Here is a 15915-nt window from a genome sequence, read left to right as displayed (position 1 = left end):
TCCGCCACGGCCAGAGCACCGGCAACGCCGGCATGCCCTGCGACGACCTCGCCTCGATCGAGCTGACCGAATTGGGCTGGAGCCAAGCACGCCAAGTTGCGGAGAGTTGGCAGGAGCGCCCGGCGTTGATCGTAACCTCGCCGTATCTTCGCACGCAGCAAACGGCGGCGCCGACGATCGAGCGGTTCTGCGACGTGCCGGTGGAGGTATGGCCGATTGAGGAGTTCACCTATCTTCAGCCCTCCCGCTGGAACGGTACGCATAGCGGCGAGCGGATGCCCTATCTGGAGCGATACTGGAGCGAAGCCGATCCCGCCTATTGTGACGGTGAGGGTGCGGAGAGCTTTGGCACTTTGCTACGTCGGGCCGAGGCGGCGTTGTCCCGGCTCGCCGCCCTGCCTTTACCCGGTTCAATCTATGTTTTCAGCCACGGACAATTCATTCAGGCGGTGCGCGCCACCGTCACTCAGCCTGAGTTGGATGATCGCGGCAAGATGCTACGTTTCTGGCGCAAGGGTGAGCCACCGGCGATCAGTAACGGCGAGGTGGTGCGGTTCGAGCAGACGAATGCGGGGTGGCAGTGTCGGTTTAACAAGCCATGTATGTGAGCTTGTAAGCACGCACATATGTCCGCTAGTGAGCGTGTTCACACGCGAGCAGGTTCAGGTGTCGACATGCGAACCATATCCATTATCAGTCAGAAGGGCGGCGCGGGTAAAACTACCCTCGCCATTCATCTCGCCAGCGCTGCTACCGCTGCGGGGCTTTCCACGCTGATTCTCGACGCTGATCCACAAGCGACCGCTAGTCAGTGGAACCTTTGGCGAGGCGGCGTGGAGCCGGAGGTGGTGGACTGTGCTTCTCCCACGCTCCTTCCGCGCAAGGTGCAGCAGGCTGCCGATCTTGGCGCTGATCTAGTAATTGTCGACACGCCGCCACATGCCGACATTATGGCACGGGAGGCGTGCAAGATTGCGGACCTGATCCTGATCCCGTGTCGCCCTCAGGCATTTGACCTGACGGCGGTTGAGACGACGGCTGAGCTGGTGAAGGCAGCTGGCAAGCCGGCCTTCGTTATGTTCATGGGTGGTCCCCAGAGAGCGCCGACTACCTATCGTGACGCGCGTGAGCTGATCGAGGGCAGTGAGGGCGTCGAGGGCATGGGCGTTCCAGTCGCGCCTGTCATGCTCACCCTACGCGCGATCTATCACCACAGTACGGCGCAGGGGAAAACCGCGATGGAGGTCGAACCGGAGGGAAAGGCAGCGGAGGAGATCGCTGCCCTATGGACGTGGACGCGCGAACGTGTGAACCTGTCCACAAGTAAGCAAGGTAAGAAGAAGCGGGGCTGATATGAGCAAGTTCGGCGCAATGAGGCAGCAGCGAGCGGAGCGCGCGAAGGTGGAACTGAGCGCCCCGGTTCCGGCTTCGGAGGGTTCATCGCCAGTCCGATCGACAGCACGGCAAGGCAAGAAGGCCGTCAGTGCCTATTTCAGCCCGGAGGTCAGTCGGGGCTTGAACGTCCTCGCGGCTGAGAATGGTACTACGCTTCAAGCCCTGATGGGGGAGGCGATCGACCTTCTCATGCGACAATACGGTAAGCATCCGTTCGGAGAACGGTGAGGCAGTAATCGTCCTTATCATCACGAGGGCCGGTGAGAGAAAGGCAAAATCGTACGTTAAGGCTGCCGCCTGCGGTGTATAGACAGCGGTAAGGGTAGGTGTGCGGATCGACCGCGCCGGAGCGAAACCAGCGATCGTCACCAAACGAGCGTTTGGGTAGCGTCCCGTTTCTCCATGTCCATCGGGCGATTTCGAGAAAACCCATTTGGGAATAGGTTATGGGAAAGCAGGTCGGCCGTGATGCGTGCGATCGGTCGGGAACGCTCGGCTGTCTTCCTGAACCTTCCCAATAGGGACGACAGGTGCCGACCAACTCACGCCGTTCCGAGGTAGCATCGGTTACGTCAACACGAACCGTTCCACTCGCCATGCTGTGTTGATCGCCGCCGACGTAAAAGGAGGCCCTAAAAACCTAGAATGCCTGATTGCCTACTGTTAAACACTGCGCCATTATGCAGTTCTGATTGTATATATAAAGTATAACCTTGATGGGCGATGCAAAACTACACCACTTTGTTCCACAGTTCTATCTAAATCGCTTTTCTAGCGGTAAAGGTAAGATTTGGGCATGGGAGAAATCGACAAATAGATCCTTTCCAACAAAATCAAATTCTATCGCTGCAGAAACTTATTTCTACCGACTGTCTCAGTACGAGAAGGATGGGCACGACTGGTCTGCTATGGAAAAGCAATTTTCCCATATTGAAGGAGAGGTTAATCTGATTACGGCGGATTGGATCAATTGGCTGGCCGATTTGACCCCTATGAGTGAAATTCCAATCCCGGAGATCAACCGAGAAATTGTCTCTCGTTATCTTTCACTTCAGTATCTCAGGACAGCCGACACACGAGAAATTTTGCGTGCCTTACCGAACGCGGATGGAAGCAAAGAAATATCGGAAGAGGCCCTTCGCATCGCGCATACCGAGCTTTTATGGAATTTGGATATAGTCAACGATCTTGCCAAAAAATTTCATGATTCTAACTGGATTTTTGCGCGAAACTTAAGCAGCATAGAATTCAAGACCTCGGATAATCCTATCGCTTTTCGAACTAACGACAATCGGCAGTGGAGGCGTCTGCCGGGAAATTTTGAGGATGTGTACGCTTCATTCCCGCTCACACCTAGCTTAATCATGTACTTCTACCCGAGAAGCCTGGCTTGGGGCGATCGCCTTGACTTTATGTCAAACAAGATATCTCCTGTTCTGTTCGATGAAGATATGGTTCATAGTGAGAACAGCGGTCAAGTTTTTATGGCGACTCGATTCATGTTTGCTAAAGTAAACGATTTTAGCTTCGAGGCCGATTTCGCCTCTTCTATTGGTACCGATTGCTACAAGAATTTGGAAGGTGCAGTTCTAGAATGTCCGCCAGCTCAGGACTAGGGGAAATAGTTTGGCTGATCCCTAATGGCCGGTGTTATCGTAACCCGACGTTCTCAATCGCGGTTCCGAGCGGCAGGGTTGTCCCATATCACACCTTTCGAAATGGCTTAGACCGTCTCGCTATTCGATCCCAAACGGCGCGGCTTCCGGCTTGGAGCGTCATCCCGCCCTCAGCCGGCGTATCAGTGCTATGAACGTGTGAACATGTGAATGTGCTGACCCGCTAACATGCTGACCTGTGAGCATGGGATTTTAGCCGCTAAATTTGGCAGCGGATATATCGGTGAGCTTTGGGGTACGGGCTCACCTTTCAGCAGGCATGCTGAAATCCACCAGTACCGGCAGCTCAGCTGCTAACCCACGCATCTTGGCGCGACGAACAACGCTGTGTTGGTCAATCAGGCTTTGCGCGTCGCGTTTGCCGCTGGAGGTTTTGGGAAACCAGTGCAGCGCAACCCGTTCGACCTTGCGGCCTTTCTTGATTGGAGTAAAATCGACATAGAAGGGACAAAGCTTATTAATCTCCTCCACTGCCACCTTGAGGCAGTACTTGTTGAGGTCGGCAAACCGCTCCAGCTTGCCAGTAGGCACGTTCAGTAATCCCCGAACTTCCTCAATCGTGAACTCCTCGGTCTGTTTATATTCAAGGCCAATCCGTCGCTCTATCATTTCATATAGGCAGAGGGCATACTTAGACTCAAAGCAGTACATGACCTGCGTCTTGAGCCGGGCATAGACTTCGCTGTTCCGCAGTATTTCAATTAGTTCTTCGGGGATGCGGTAGTGGAGGAAGCCGTCTTTTTCGAGGCTTTCGTCGCTCGGGCCGAGAAGTTGAACACGACGCTTGTAGCTCTTACCGCCTTTGCGGATGGTGACGATGGCGATCGTGCCCATCAGGCGGAGCAGCGATGCCTCGATCCGCTCATTGCCCTGATGTGTGCCTTTCAGCGCCGATTTGGCGATGCGGTGGACGATCGGCTCGCCAATTTTGTCCCAAGCATTGGCAATGAGAAGATTGTAGGTTCGGCGATCGGCGAGGGTGAGGGGGCTCAGTTCGACAATATCAACCAGCTCGCCGGGCTTTACGATCTCACCATAATGTGAGGGATTGAACGGATCGCCCTTGCCGCGCTGGGTTAGGGTACGGAACGATCCTTCAACGGGCGCAGGTTGGGACATTGCGTATCTCAAAGGTGAGCAGGTGATATCGTGGCGCTCACCTTATCACCAAAAGTGAGTTGAGCAATCTGCATAGCTCCCCGGCTTGAAGTGAGGAGATACCCTGAAACTCACCGTCAGGTTTGGCAGTACCCTAAAGCTCACCGCACCCGGCCCCAACACTCACTTCAATCGACCCCAAAGCTCACCCTAGCGTACCCAAACACTCACGCGAACCGGCCCATAAACTCACCAATACAATTAGTTTTTGGCGGTTTTCCGGCAATTTTAGGAGCATGAATCTTGAATCTAGAAGAATCACTGAATCTGAAGAGCCAGAAGTGAGCCTTGGGGTAGGTCAGATGTAGATAACTACTGTGGAATTGCGGAATTAATGCGGTATCGGCTCGCAGGGCCAATAGGTTTTCGTTGCGTGCCGTCTTTCGCCATCGCTAGAACGGCCTACGGTCGCAGGTTTGCGAAAAAACCAAACTGATCGGTCAGTGTGTACCTGTCGGCGTTGAGAAGCCGGTGAAGGGGTAAGAAGATACCCCAAAGCTCACCCTTGGTATTCCTTGATCCCCGATCATGCATTTGCAATTGTGATAATGCGGCTCGGTCAGTCCCGGCCGTGGGGCGTGGAAACCCCATACCACAGGCGCCGGTCGAGAGCTTCTCGGCCGGGCGGCTGTCGCGCATGTCCAAGGTTCTGCCCAAAGGCGGCAGCGCCTTGTGCTTGTGCGGGGTTTCCAACGCCCGGCTCTCGGGCCGGGTATCGCCTCCAATTCAGAAGGAGGCGACGATATGACCACCCCTTATGGTACGACCCTGACCGACTTGCAGGTGATGGGTGATCGCTTTTCAGCCACTTTCGATACGATCGAAGCGGAGTTCGAAGCGGAGCCTGTCGTGATTGGCATGGCGATGATCGCTGCTATCGTCGACCGGTCCGGCCGGGAAGGGCTGGAGCAGGTTCTATTTGGTGCTCGCCAGGTTCGACAGTCGCTTATGGACGAGGAAAAAGCAGCAGCGCGTGTCGCCAAACAGCAACGCCGTGGCAAGTAAGCCGCTACCCCATTTACGCTGAACGGCGCGCCTCTCTTTTTCGCCAGCGAAGGCCTCTGGGCCCAGAGACAATACCGCTCAGGGATCATTTCGTCTTCAGCCGAGTCCGACCCCACTCTCCCGACTTACCGACGATTCGGCATTTTTAAACTCGACCACGGCCTTGCCGGGGTATCCGGTCTGGGCGTGCGCAAATCCGGCACAAAACTGCTTCAAACTTAGGTCATATCTCGCACAAACCCCGCGCGATTGTGACAAAAAGCGCGGAAAACAGCCATTCCTGTGGTGGCTGATACGGGTCGCACGTTTGTGCGGGCGCTGACCCAGATATGACCGAGATCTGCATCAGCTTTGAAGCAGCTATGCGTCGGTTATGTACGAGGCAAAGTCAGGGCAAGATAGGTGAAGTGACCCCACCGGCAAGCCGGCGAAATCACATCACCTTCTCTTATTCGCAGCGGGGCTGCTCAACGGATATCCTGCTCTGGCGAGACCCACCGCTACCGCGTTCAGAGAGGCAGAATGGGAAAACGACAAGCGCCAACGAGGAAGGGTAGTCCGGCTATCAGGGCACGGGTGTTGCCAGACGAGAAGGCAACGATCGAGGCGCTGGCGGCAAGCGTCAATGAAAGTGCATCGAGCTATTTTCGCCTTGTTGGCCTGAATCTCCAGCCGCGCAGCATGATTGACCTTGAGCAGGCGCGGGAGCCTGTCCGGATCAACGGCGAAGCGGCAGGCCGAGATGCGCGAGAGGATCAGCGCAAGCCGCAACAAGGAACGTCAGACCGCAAGCAAGGATCGCGGATGTGGACGATAGGCGGGATCAACCGGCGGAGGAGACGGGACAATGATGGACAGGCTATGGAAGGTAACCGTGAGCAGCCTCTTCCCCAACGATAATAGGGTTGAGAGCGTCTATGAGGGGCATCACCCCGATGATGCGGCGGCATGTGATGCGGCGCTTACTTGGAAGGCAATCGACAACGGCGGGTCTTCGATCGACCGCGTCGAGAGGTTTGAGGAGATCGGATAGCTTACTTCACGCGACGGATCAGAGCTTAGAGATATGGGAAGAGCGGACGTATGATCCTCGACGCGATATGCCGTCGAGAACGGGGCACCTGGGATGGCAATCGAACGAATTACTAGCAATGTAACACGGCCAGCGGTGCTCGCTGCGCTCGCCGAGTATGATGAGCTGGGGCAGAAATCATTCCTAGCTAAGTATGGCTATGGGCGAGCAACCAGGTATCAACTCTGGCATGAGGGTAAACCATACGACAGCAAGGCCATTATTGGTGCGGCTTTTGGCTATTTGCCAGGAAATCCTCCTGCGCTTCGTTTCAATGAGTTTAGCGGTGGCCTCGTCTACGTCGTGCCCGTGTTGGAGGCCCTGGGCTTCTCCTTCGAGCCGCCGGTGACGCTTGCGAAGCGCAACCCATCATGGTCTCGGGAAGAGCTGATCCTCGCTCTCGACCTTTATCATCGCCATGGTGGCCGAGACCCCGGTGATACACATCCAGACGTAATAGCGCTGTCTGCGCTTCTCCGAGAAATGGCAGGCGGGGCAGGGTTGATCACCTTTCGCAACGCGAACGGTGTAGCCATGAAACTCATGAACTTTCGCAGCCTGGACCCGGTTTTTACCGCTGGTGGTGGCAAGGGTCTCAATTCGGCGAGCAAGTTAGATAGGATGGTCTGGGACGAGTTTGCCGACGATCGGCAGGCCCTCGCCATCGCAGCGGAGGCTATCCGGCAGGGCATCACCGCCGATCTTGATGAGGACGTTCTCGATGAAATTGAAAGCTATGAGGCCAAAGAGGGTAGGGTGAGTTACCGCCTCCACAGGCACCTTGAGCGCGATAGGAAGATCGTCGCTCTACGAAAAATGAGCGCTCTGAAGAAACACGGCAAGCTCGAGTGTGAAGCCTGCGATTTCGATTTTCTGGCTACCTATGGCCCACGTGGTGCCGGGTATATCGAGGCGCACCATACCAACCCCGTTCACGCCATGTCGCAAGGCGAAACAACCAAAGTGTCCGATCTGGCGCTGCTCTGTGCGAACTGCCACCGCATGGTCCATGCCGCGAAGCCATGGCTCACGTTGGCTCAGCTTCGTGTTCTCGTCAGTGAGCGGTCATAGAGGGCACAAAAACATTCGGCTCGAGATATGTGACAAGGGAAACTTGTCTCTTGACGGCGGCTCGAGGCACGTGAATCGTTTGTTGTATGCCCATCGAACCTGTTCACCCTGGCCAGCTCGTTCGCAGTCAGTGCCTAGAGCCCCATGGGCTATCGGTTGCAGATGGCGCGCGTGTGCTCGGGGTCACCCGTCAGGCTCTCAATAATCTCGTAAATTGCCATTGCGGCATCTCGCCCGAGATGGCGCTTCGTCTCGCAAAGGCCTTCAGCACCGACGCTGAGGGGTGGCTTCAGCACCAGCTCGCCTATGACCTTGCTCAGGCAAAAAAGCGGGCAGGAAATCTCAACGTTGTCCCTGTCGGGAGTAGGCAGGTCGAGCAGCAGGTAAGGTTAATCTAATGGCGACGGCGACGATAACACCGGCGTTTCGCCAAACCACCTTTCCGAGCCCTTGCCCCATATCGGCAGCGGTCGATACGATGGCTGACGCTGGTATTGAGGAGCGGGGAGCGATCTTCACCCGGCGCGAGGTGGTGGACTTTATCCTCGATCTATCCGGCTATACCGCCGATCGTCCTTTGTACGAGCTGCGGTTATTGGAACCGTCGTTCGGCGATGGTGATTTTCTGTTGCCGGTGATCGATCGACTTTTGCACGCGTGGGAGCGTGCGGGGAAGCCGGATCCCATTACTAACCTTGGAAATGCCATCCGGGCGGTAGAGCTGCACCGCGCATCGATCGCACGCACCACGGCCAGCGTCGTAGACCAGCTAACCGGAGCGGGCTTACCCGATCATACGGCAAGGGTCTTAGCCGACCGTTGGCTTGTCCAAGGGGACTTTCTCCTGACCGAGTTCGATGGCCCGTTTGACGTCGTTGTCGGCAACCCGCCCTATGTGCGTCAGGAGCTGATTCCTGATGTGCTGATGGCAGAATACCGCGCGCGCTATCGGACGATTTACGATCGCGCAGACATCTACGTCCCCTTTATCGAGCGGTCGTTGGCGCTGTTGGCCGATGGTGGCCAATGCGGTTTCATATGTTCTGATAGGTGGATGAAGAACCGCTATGGCGGACCTCTTCGCTCGCTAGTGGCCAGCCATTATCACCTGAAAACGTACATCGACATGGTGAACACGCCAGCGTTTCACGTCGATGTCGTAGCCTATCCCGCGATCACGGTTATAGGCCGCGACAAGGGGACCGCTACTCGCATCGCGCATCGTCCGGCGATCGACCACGCCGCACTCAGCGCGTTAGCGACCTATATCGCGAGTGAGCGCGTGCCCGACCCGGCAAGCGGGGTTCGCGAGCTGTACGGCGTGACTGCCGGCGCGGAGCCTTGGATATTGGAATCCTCCGATCAGCTCGCACTGGTACGACGGCTCGAAGCAGGGTTCCCGACAATCGAGGATGCGGGATGCAAGGTCGGTATTGGCGTCGCGACCGGCGCCGATAAGGCCTTCATTGGTCCGTATGATGCGTTAGACGTTGAACCCAGCCGCAAGCTTCCGTTGGCTATGACGCGCGATATCGACAGCGGCAAGGTCGTGTGGCGGGGCTATGGGGTTATAAACCCGTTTGCCGACGATGGACGTTTGGTGGACTTGGCCGCGTTCCCGAAGCTCGCTCGCTACCTAGAAGTCCGGCGCGACCAGATCGAGCGACGGCATGTCGCTCAAAAATCGCCGGCCAATTGGTATCGGACAATTGACCGCATCTACCCCGCCATCACAGCGAAGCCGAAGCTTCTCATTCCCGACATTAAGGGCAAGGCTCATGTGGTGTATGAGAGCGGCAAGCTCTACCCGCATCACAATCTCTACTACATCACATCCGATACCTGGAACGTCCGGGCGTTGGAAGCGGTGCTGCTATCAGGCATCGCGCGCTTATTCGTCGCTATCTACTCGACTCAAATGCGCGGCGGCTATCTCCGCTTTCAAGCGCAGTATCTCCGCCGCATCCGATTGCCGGAATGGGGGACGGTGTCGCAGGTCCTACAGCGCGAGCTGATCAACGCGGCCGAGCGGCAGGACATAGCGGCGTGTAACCACGCCGTATTCAAGCTCTACGGCCTGTCAGAGGCCGAGCAAGCTGCACTCGGGGGGAACGGCGAATAACATGGCACTCGATCTAGCTGATTATGAACGGAAGGCCCACGAAGCCACGATGGCGTTTTGGGGCAATCGCGAGAAGGCCCGGCAGGCTCAAATCGAGGCGGGAAAGGCCGATCAGGGCGAGCGTGCCGGCGTGACCTCTGGCAAGAATATGGACGGCTTCCTTGCCCTCCTGATAGACCTGGTGGAGGCGAATGGGCTGCAAGGTGCCGACGTTCACCAGCGGCGCGCCGTGCTTACGCTGCCGGGCTATTTCCGGCCGACAAAGCTATGGGACGTGCTTGTCATCCATCGCGGGCACCTGGTTGCTGCGATCGAGCTGAAAAGCCAGGTAGGACCTTCGTTCGGTAACAATTTCAACAACCGTACCGAGGAAGCGATTGGCACCGCGCACGACCTTTGGACGGCGTATCGGGAAGGCGCTTTCGGTCAGCAGCCCCGGCCATTTGTCGGATGGCTCATGATGGTGGAGGATGCTCCGGAATCTCGCCGGAAGGTGACGGATCGATCTCCTCATTTTCCAGTGTTTGAGGCGTTCCAGGACGCATCTTACCTCAAACGCTACGACGTACTTTGCCAGCGCCTTGTCCAAGAGCAGCTCTACAGCGCTGCGGCGGTTCTCGCCTCACCACGCAAAGCTGCCACAACGGGCGAATTCTGCCATATGTCGGAGCTAACCAGTCTCAAAACGTTCGTTGCTACCCTCGCGGGACACATAGCGGCCGAGGCGGCTAGGGCCTAGTGAAGGATTCAAAGGTGTATTATTTCCAGATCTACAACAGATTTCGCTAAGTAATCTGCCGCCAGCCTCCGATGACAATGCTCGGGAGTTGCCTCACTACAGAGCAGGCACCCATTATTTAATGAAGATAGATCTATTCGTTTTTCGACTTTACGGGCATCAAGCAGTTCGAGGTATCGCCTCTCGTACTCGGGCCAACCCATTTCCTTCTTTCGATATGCATCGAGCATATCTGCGGTAGGAGCTAGTAGCGCTTCTACAGAGTATTCAATCTCGCCAATTCTCGATAAAAAGAACGATAAGTCATCTTGCTTTGCAAAGCCAGCAAGCTGAGATGCCCTATTCAACCTGGTGTCATACACGCGTCTAACACCAGACCTTTCCAGTCTTCCAAAAAACTCTCGGGCCTTGCTTTTGGTGAAGCCAATAGTAAACAATTTCATGATTGCTCATCCTTGTTATCGCGAGGATATTTTTCCCGATAAGCTATTGCTTCGCCTTGCTTTTTATACGCATTCGAGACGGCTTTGGACCAGTCACCCTCTTCCTGAAGAAGTGGTGGGGGCGTTAAACCAAACATATCGACAAGCCTTGCGTCTAAGTCAGGCTGAGACTCAGACCTTCCATCGGTATGGATGTGAGTAATATGATCCTGCATATCAGGGAGGTTACGACACACAAGGATCGCCCTATGGCATTCAATGGGATCGCGCTCAGAACAAACAAGGGCAAGGTTTAGGGATCGAGTTCCTATCTTTATTCGAGACAGCCCTTCTTGAAAAAATGAAGAATTTGATATTCTTTCATAAGTCGCCTGCCCAGCGACGTAGCATGTTCTATCTGTAGGACGAGCTCCGAGTAGGTCGCCTAGGAACTTGTACTTAACTCCTGATCTATTTAAGTGAGCCTTAAAAAGCGCGCGAGAGAAGTCAGGTTTATACGCTGAGAATGGCGTAGACCTAACGTCACATACTACATCAATCTTGTTTTGTGTAACAAGATTAATAAATGATTCAGCGCTATGGCCGGAGTATCCGATTGTAAATAGGCGACCCATTATCGTCAATTTCGCTCTACTATCCCGTTAATTTGAATTGTGCATCGCTTTGGATCCCAATTGTGATCAGGTCCAACCCAACCTCTGGTCAGCCCTATCCTCAAAATTATTGGATAGTCATGATCGTGAGCTGCTAGCCGAGCCTGTAGTGCGGCTAAGCCGGCATTCGCATCACCGGTGTTTTTTGTTTCAAGCTCAGTTACTGGAGGATCGTAGTAACGTCCATCGATGTCATGGATGTTGATTCGGAGCTTATCGTAAAAAACGTGAGGGTGAATGCGGTCTGGCGTTATCTCGATACAGCCAAGTGATCTACAATTTGTACCGTCACTTATATATTTACCGTCTATTACGGTTTGTGAAAATATACTCGATATTGACGCATCATGTAGCTCTCGGCATACATCGTGCAAAGACTTCTTGCTTATGTCGCCACTTTTAAACGCGCGAACTACCGACATATCCTCTGTGGCGTGTGGGTACAGGGTCGGAACCCGTGGGTGACGTTCAACAGATATGATATTCCCTACGACCATGATGTCTGTAGGGCACCACTCGGCCTCGGGCCAATTATTCCCATTTGGATAGAGAGGGCGAGCCATGGTGCCGGCATGGATATCGATGCCCGCGACGCACACTAAGCCGCCGGTCATTCGAGTTACCTCGGTCATCAAAATCGGGCGATGCGTACCATCTAACGGATAGGACGCACGCAGTTTTGCCAGCTTCATTCAGTCTGCCCTCCCCAGGTGGATTATTAAATCAGTTGAAGCTGTTTCAAAGGTGCCGGCACTTCGGCAAGGGTTTGATCCCTGACCCCATGCAAAATCGATAGCTGGTTCAATACCAACGAAATGTGATGATCTGTGGAGGCCCAGCGCCACGTGCTAGCGTTTCCTGTCTTCGCGCCATCTAAAATCAGATTGGCAATAAATTTGTTTCCCATGCTATACGATTCACCAAAAAACTGCTCAGAATCTACAAGTCTTCGAGCAACAGGAAATATTGTTTCGAAGCCGTTGGGCCTTTTCGTGCTCTGCCCTTTATATATCCAGTAATCTGTCTCTGTCGAATATCTGAAATGTGCGACAGGTGGAACCCGGACCGGCTTGTAATTAGAGGGGAACTCCAAGGCATAATCTGAAAACATGGGGACGGACGGAAACTCAGACCCACTATTCACGATAGACTGATAAAGCGACCAATCAGACCGAGTAAACCGCCCATCCACACCTGCTTTTAGGTTTGGCTTTTCTGGAAAAGAGGTGCTTCCCCAGAAGACACGTGCCCACGTGTTTCGGGGCGCCAGAACTGCAAATCGTTCGGCCACCAGGTGAATAAATGGTTCTGGATCGGGAATATGAAGGGCGCCACCATCAAACAGGAGCACGGTATTGTGGACCGATGCTCCAAACGCCTTCACGGCCGCCTCGAGTTCGACGAAGTTACGCAGGCGCTCCATATCAGATAGGGATAGGCGCAGGCAGATGGGCCAATCCCGATTTGCCGAGGTATAACGGTTAACTGCCTCTATATAAGACGATGAACTCTGTAGGCTGACGACGGGCGCTGCGAAAGCGCCTTCCAGCCAAGCTCGTTCGATCAGTTCCGTGAGGGGGTGACGGTGACATGCGGTCGCATGTTTGTCGTCATCGACAAGGCTCGCATCAACAAACACTAGCCGCCTTCCCCAGCTAGCGCTGAGCCTCGCACCGAACGATCGGATGTGTTCGAGAGGAGTCAAAACTCGTTGTTCGTCTGGATCAAACCCTCCCGAGGGTGGGATACGAAAGGCCGGAAGGAGTCGACCTGACATCGCGTTTCGCGCGGTTCCCAATGCCTTGCACTCGCCGGCTTTCCACTTGAGTTGTGGCATGTACAAGGCATCACGAACGTGCATGTCCTACTCCATAAGACCCGAGTTTTTTATGAGTGACCTAATCTTACCGCTGCCAATCAGATCCGAAAACTCTGCGTAGTTTGCGCGCTCTCTTCTAATACGGCCAGCAACAAGAGCTTCGTGAATGTTACGTTTTTCAGCAAACTCGATGACAGCTTCCGGTGACTTAGTAAACCGAACAAAGGAAGCGGCCCAAGCCTCGTTCGATACGATTGCATTGGTCGCGAATTCGTCTGCCTCGGACTCGAGCGTCTCTGATAGGTCGTCACCTTCTTCATCCAAAAACCCGTCGGTTAATAACGGCCCCCAGTGACGGGTGACGTGACCAAGTTCATGTAGAAGCACGTACCAAAAGTTATCAATACGATCATGACGCAAGGTCATGCCTATTACAGCATACCGGCCATCAAGGCTCATTGCGGCTCCATCGAGTTTAGTCTTCTCAAGATGCTTTTCAAAAACGACTATTACACCGTGAGAAAGAAGCATATCTACCGCCAAGACCGGACCATCGGGTAATCGACTGAACGATACCAGAGAAGCTATCATGTCCGGTGTCAGCGGCGTATAACGTCTAGCGAGCCCGGTTTTCCGGCGCGCTTTCGACAAAATACGAGCCTGCCACGAAAGCAACGCAGCCTGCCTGGCGCGCGATCCTGGACCTGCCGTTTTCTTATGAAGAGCATTCGATGGTTGGGTGACGCCTGAATTCGTAAAGAAAACTGCCAAAGCGCGTTTCTTTTCAGAAACAGATGCTCGCCGAAGGTCAAGTCTGTTGTCGAACCAACCCTTAGAGTTCATCTCACTAATTGGGAATTGGCTGGGGTCGAGGGAATTCAGGAAATCAGAGGCAAACGCATCGGATGCAGGCTTTACAGTTATCTTACCTACAAAATTTACGTCGAGCACTCTTGCGATGTATTCCAAGCGTCGGAGATTTGCAGTTTCGTATGCATCCTTTTCATAGCGCTGTATTTGCTGCTCCTTGAGCCCGGCTAGGCCTGCGAGCTCCCTCTGGGTTAAGCCTTTAGCAATTCGGGCCGAGATCAGTTCTTTGCCGATGCTCGCAAAAGAGGACATCGAAAACTCGGTCGCTTCTCCGCCTTTTAGGGCGTCGTATGCTTCAATCTGCTCTCTAAGTTCGGCAGCTTGGCGCTGATAGGATGTTCGTTGGGCTTCCGCGATAACGGGTGCAACGCCTCGCTCGATTGACTTTAGAATGTCGAAGTCAGCAAGCGCTTCCTCATATGAAATGAGTGCGGTCTTAGTTACCTTGTATTCCTGATCATTCCGGATCATACGTTTAGTATCTCAAGCATATTAAGTTTGATTCCAATCATTCCACGAAGGAGGCCGGTCGCCTTGTCTTTCGATAGGAACTGGTAATGCCTACATTCAGGCCCATCCCCGGCTGCGCTAACAAGAAGATCGCCGCGATATTTGCGATTCTGCTCTAACCTCTGGGTGTCGTCCCACAGGAGTGCGCTGACCTGATCTGAAACCCCAACAGGGTCCCAGCATGCGTCGTAGTCTCCAGGGTACTCCTTCGAGGTGACATAACTTCCGCCCAGGTAAATTCGGCCGCATCCAAATTCGCGTAGATCGCGACATGCGGCGATAAAGCCGGCGAACAGCCAAGCGCGATGGTCATTATAGGCGAACGCCTCTCGGACCTCCCGTAGGCTGACGTGATGCAGTCCGGGCGGTAGGATTCCCTCTAGGTGGCCTGGGGCCTCGATAAGGGACGGCAACATGGTCACAACAATATCGTTGTGCTGTTTGTCGTGCAAGTGGCGATTGTTTACGATGGCTGATGGCGCTCGTGTGCTTTTACGTGTCCATAAAACGGCCGTTTGTTGAACGCTACCAGCGGCATAGGTTAGAGCCGTCCTCTTTGGCGTTGAAACGTGCAACAACCCGTGCGAGAAACTAAGGTCAGAAATGGGCTCTCGCGAGAAGAATGTTGAACGCTGCTAATCACCCCCTCCCTGGCGACCCTGGCACGCGCCGGATCGGCTATGCACGCGTGTCCACGACTGACCAGGACCTCGCGCCCCAGCTCGACATTCTCCACGCGCGAGGATGCGAGCCGCTCTATTCTGAACATGCGTCGGGCAAGACGGCTGACCGGCCAGAGCTGGCGAACGCCATGAAGGCGTTGCGCGCGGGCGATACGCTCGTGGTGTGGCGACTTGATCGGCTGGGCCGCTCCCTCCCTGATCTGATCGCGACCGTGAACGAGCTTGGGCAGCGCGGTATCGCGTTCGAGAGCATCACCGAGGCGATCGACACCACCACGGCGTCAGGCAAGCTGGTGTTCAATATATTCGCCAGTCTCGCCGATTTTGAGCGTCACCTTATCAGCGAGCGCACCCGTGCCGGGCTGGCGGCGGGCCGTGCCCGTGGCCGGATGGGCGGCAGGCCCCCCGCCCTCACCCTTAAGCAGCTCCGCGAGGCTAGGTTGCTGCTCACCGATCCGGACGCGACTGTGACCGCCGTGGCGGAACGCTACGGAGTCAGCCGGACCACGCTCTACAAGGGATTGCGCGAGCTGGCGGCCAAGGAGGCCAAGGCTGCATGAGGGCGGTGTTCGTCCGCCACGGCCAGAGCACCGGCAACGCCGGCATGCCCTGCGACGACCTCGCCTCGATCGAGCTGACCGAATTGGGCTGGAGCCAAGCACGCCAAGTTGCGGAGAGTTGGCAGGAGCGCCCGGCGTT

Annotated in this window: 18 protein-coding genes; 12 read left to right on the top strand and 6 right to left on the bottom strand. The window is 55.0% G+C overall.

Annotation, left to right across the window (positions count from 1 at the left end):
* The 4 genes from BRX43_RS18580 to BRX43_RS18565 all read left to right on the top strand — a co-directional run.
* Positions 1-608, top strand: a 608-nt coding sequence (locus tag BRX43_RS18580; RefSeq protein WP_164523675.1) for a histidine phosphatase family protein, incomplete at its 5' end; no start/stop codon positions are given.
* A 66-nt stretch (positions 609-674) separates the two neighbouring features.
* Positions 675-1352, top strand: a complete 678-nt coding sequence (gene parA, locus BRX43_RS18575) for a ParA family partition ATPase (RefSeq protein ID WP_125996563.1) — start codon at positions 675-677, stop codon at positions 1350-1352.
* Position 1353: 1 nt separating this feature from the next.
* Positions 1354-1623: a ribbon-helix-helix domain-containing protein gene (locus tag BRX43_RS18570; RefSeq protein WP_125996562.1), complete on the top strand. Its 270-nt coding sequence runs from the start codon at positions 1354-1356 to the stop codon at positions 1621-1623.
* Between the two features lie 488 nt (positions 1624-2111).
* Entirely contained in the window at positions 2112-3011 is a 900-nt protein-coding gene (locus tag BRX43_RS18565; protein WP_125996561.1) for a DUF4238 domain-containing protein, read from the top strand.
* Positions 3012-3314: 303 nt separating this feature from the next.
* Here BRX43_RS18565 and BRX43_RS18560 read toward each other — a convergent pair whose 3' ends face one another.
* On the bottom strand, positions 3315-4190 hold the full coding sequence (locus BRX43_RS18560) for a replication initiation protein (protein ID WP_125996560.1): 876 nt from the start codon (positions 4188-4190) through the stop codon (positions 3315-3317).
* A gap of 783 nt (positions 4191-4973) precedes the next feature.
* Here BRX43_RS18560 and BRX43_RS18555 point away from each other — a divergent pair.
* From BRX43_RS18555 to BRX43_RS18530, 6 genes are all read left to right on the top strand, one after another.
* On the top strand, positions 4974-5234 hold the full coding sequence (locus tag BRX43_RS18555) for a hypothetical protein (RefSeq protein ID WP_125996559.1): 261 nt from the start codon (positions 4974-4976) through the stop codon (positions 5232-5234).
* 576 nt (positions 5235-5810) lie between these two features.
* Positions 5811-6134 (top strand): hypothetical protein, encoded by a 324-nt coding sequence (locus BRX43_RS18550; RefSeq protein ID WP_125996558.1) that lies wholly within the window; start codon positions 5811-5813, stop codon positions 6132-6134.
* 226 nt (positions 6135-6360) lie between these two features.
* Positions 6361-7377: an HNH endonuclease gene (locus tag BRX43_RS18545; protein WP_125996557.1), complete on the top strand. Its 1017-nt coding sequence runs from the start codon at positions 6361-6363 to the stop codon at positions 7375-7377.
* 86 nt (positions 7378-7463) lie between these two features.
* Complete coding sequence (locus BRX43_RS18540) at positions 7464-7775, top strand: HigA family addiction module antitoxin (RefSeq protein ID WP_206433278.1); 312 nt, start codon at positions 7464-7466, stop codon at positions 7773-7775.
* Positions 7775-9499, top strand: a complete 1725-nt coding sequence (locus BRX43_RS18535; protein WP_206433277.1) for an Eco57I restriction-modification methylase domain-containing protein — start codon at positions 7775-7777, stop codon at positions 9497-9499. The genes BRX43_RS18540 and BRX43_RS18535 overlap by 1 nt, the downstream gene beginning before the upstream one ends.
* A gap of 1 nt (position 9500) precedes the next feature.
* Positions 9501-10238 carry a PaeR7I family type II restriction endonuclease gene (locus tag BRX43_RS18530; protein WP_125996556.1) on the top strand — a complete coding sequence of 246 codons (738 nt, stop codon included), beginning with the start codon at positions 9501-9503 and terminating at the stop codon, positions 10236-10238.
* 8 nt (positions 10239-10246) lie between these two features.
* Here the strand turns inward: BRX43_RS18530 and BRX43_RS18525 are convergent, their stop codons facing one another.
* The 5 genes from BRX43_RS18525 to BRX43_RS18505 form a co-directional block, all read right to left on the bottom strand.
* Complete coding sequence (locus tag BRX43_RS18525; RefSeq protein ID WP_125996555.1) at positions 10247-10681, bottom strand: DUF488 domain-containing protein; 435 nt, start codon at positions 10679-10681, stop codon at positions 10247-10249.
* Positions 10678-10896, bottom strand: coding sequence for a hypothetical protein (locus BRX43_RS21075; RefSeq protein ID WP_241215067.1), 219 nt, complete (start codon positions 10894-10896; stop codon positions 10678-10680). The genes BRX43_RS18525 and BRX43_RS21075 overlap by 4 nt, the downstream gene beginning before the upstream one ends.
* Before the next feature lie 404 nt (positions 10897-11300).
* Positions 11301-12026, bottom strand: coding sequence for a hypothetical protein (locus BRX43_RS18515; RefSeq protein ID WP_125996553.1), 726 nt, complete (start codon positions 12024-12026; stop codon positions 11301-11303).
* Between the two features lie 26 nt (positions 12027-12052).
* Positions 12053-13195 (bottom strand): beta family protein, encoded by a 1143-nt coding sequence (locus tag BRX43_RS18510; RefSeq protein WP_125996552.1) that lies wholly within the window; start codon positions 13193-13195, stop codon positions 12053-12055.
* Positions 13196-13198: 3 nt separating this feature from the next.
* Entirely contained in the window at positions 13199-14494 is a 1296-nt protein-coding gene (locus tag BRX43_RS18505) for an XRE family transcriptional regulator (RefSeq protein WP_125996551.1), read from the bottom strand.
* A 661-nt stretch (positions 14495-15155) separates the two neighbouring features.
* On the opposite strand from BRX43_RS18505, the gene BRX43_RS18500 reads away from it, so the two are divergent.
* Together BRX43_RS18500 and BRX43_RS18495 are read left to right on the top strand one after the other, a co-directional pair.
* Positions 15156-15776, top strand: coding sequence for a recombinase family protein (locus tag BRX43_RS18500; RefSeq protein WP_125996550.1), 621 nt, complete (start codon positions 15156-15158; stop codon positions 15774-15776).
* Positions 15773-15915, top strand: a 143-nt coding sequence (locus BRX43_RS18495; RefSeq protein ID WP_164523674.1) for a histidine phosphatase family protein, incomplete at its 3' end; no start/stop codon positions are given. The genes BRX43_RS18500 and BRX43_RS18495, both read left to right, overlap by 4 nt.

Source organism: Sphingomonas sp. S-NIH.Pt15_0812 (assembly GCF_003951315.1).
Classification (GTDB): domain Bacteria; phylum Pseudomonadota; class Alphaproteobacteria; order Sphingomonadales; family Sphingomonadaceae; genus Sphingomonas.
This window is presented reverse-complemented; position numbering and strand designations above follow the sequence as displayed.

Bases quoted from the DNA above. Each gene is read 5' to 3' on its own strand.
- BRX43_RS18560 (WP_125996560.1), bottom strand. From the start codon at position 4,190: ATGTCCCAACCTGCGCCCGTTGAAGGATCGTTCCGTACCCTAACCCAG.
- BRX43_RS18525 (WP_125996555.1), bottom strand. From the start codon at position 10,681: ATGAAATTGTTTACTATTGGCTTCACCAAAAGCAAGGCCCGAGAGTTT.
- BRX43_RS18505 (WP_125996551.1), bottom strand. From the start codon at position 14,494: ATGATCCGGAATGATCAGGAATACAAGGTAACTAAGACCGCACTCATT.
- parA (WP_125996563.1), top strand. From the start codon at position 675: ATGCGAACCATATCCATTATCAGTCAGAAGGGCGGCGCGGGTAAAACT.
- BRX43_RS18530 (WP_125996556.1), top strand. From the start codon at position 9,501: ATGGCACTCGATCTAGCTGATTATGAACGGAAGGCCCACGAAGCCACG.
- BRX43_RS21075 (WP_241215067.1), bottom strand. From the start codon at position 10,896: ATGCAGGATCATATTACTCACATCCATACCGATGGAAGGTCTGAGTCT.
- BRX43_RS18555 (WP_125996559.1), top strand. From the start codon at position 4,974: ATGACCACCCCTTATGGTACGACCCTGACCGACTTGCAGGTGATGGGT.
- BRX43_RS18565 (WP_125996561.1), top strand. From the start codon at position 2,112: ATGGGCGATGCAAAACTACACCACTTTGTTCCACAGTTCTATCTAAAT.
- BRX43_RS18535 (WP_206433277.1), top strand. From the start codon at position 7,775: ATGGCGACGGCGACGATAACACCGGCGTTTCGCCAAACCACCTTTCCG.
- BRX43_RS18510 (WP_125996552.1), bottom strand. From the start codon at position 13,195: ATGCACGTTCGTGATGCCTTGTACATGCCACAACTCAAGTGGAAAGCC.
- BRX43_RS18500 (WP_125996550.1), top strand. From the start codon at position 15,156: ATGTTGAACGCTGCTAATCACCCCCTCCCTGGCGACCCTGGCACGCGC.
- BRX43_RS18545 (WP_125996557.1), top strand. From the start codon at position 6,361: ATGGCAATCGAACGAATTACTAGCAATGTAACACGGCCAGCGGTGCTC.
- BRX43_RS18540 (WP_206433278.1), top strand. From the start codon at position 7,464: ATGCCCATCGAACCTGTTCACCCTGGCCAGCTCGTTCGCAGTCAGTGC.
- BRX43_RS18515 (WP_125996553.1), bottom strand. From the start codon at position 12,026: ATGAAGCTGGCAAAACTGCGTGCGTCCTATCCGTTAGATGGTACGCAT.
- BRX43_RS18570 (WP_125996562.1), top strand. From the start codon at position 1,354: ATGAGCAAGTTCGGCGCAATGAGGCAGCAGCGAGCGGAGCGCGCGAAG.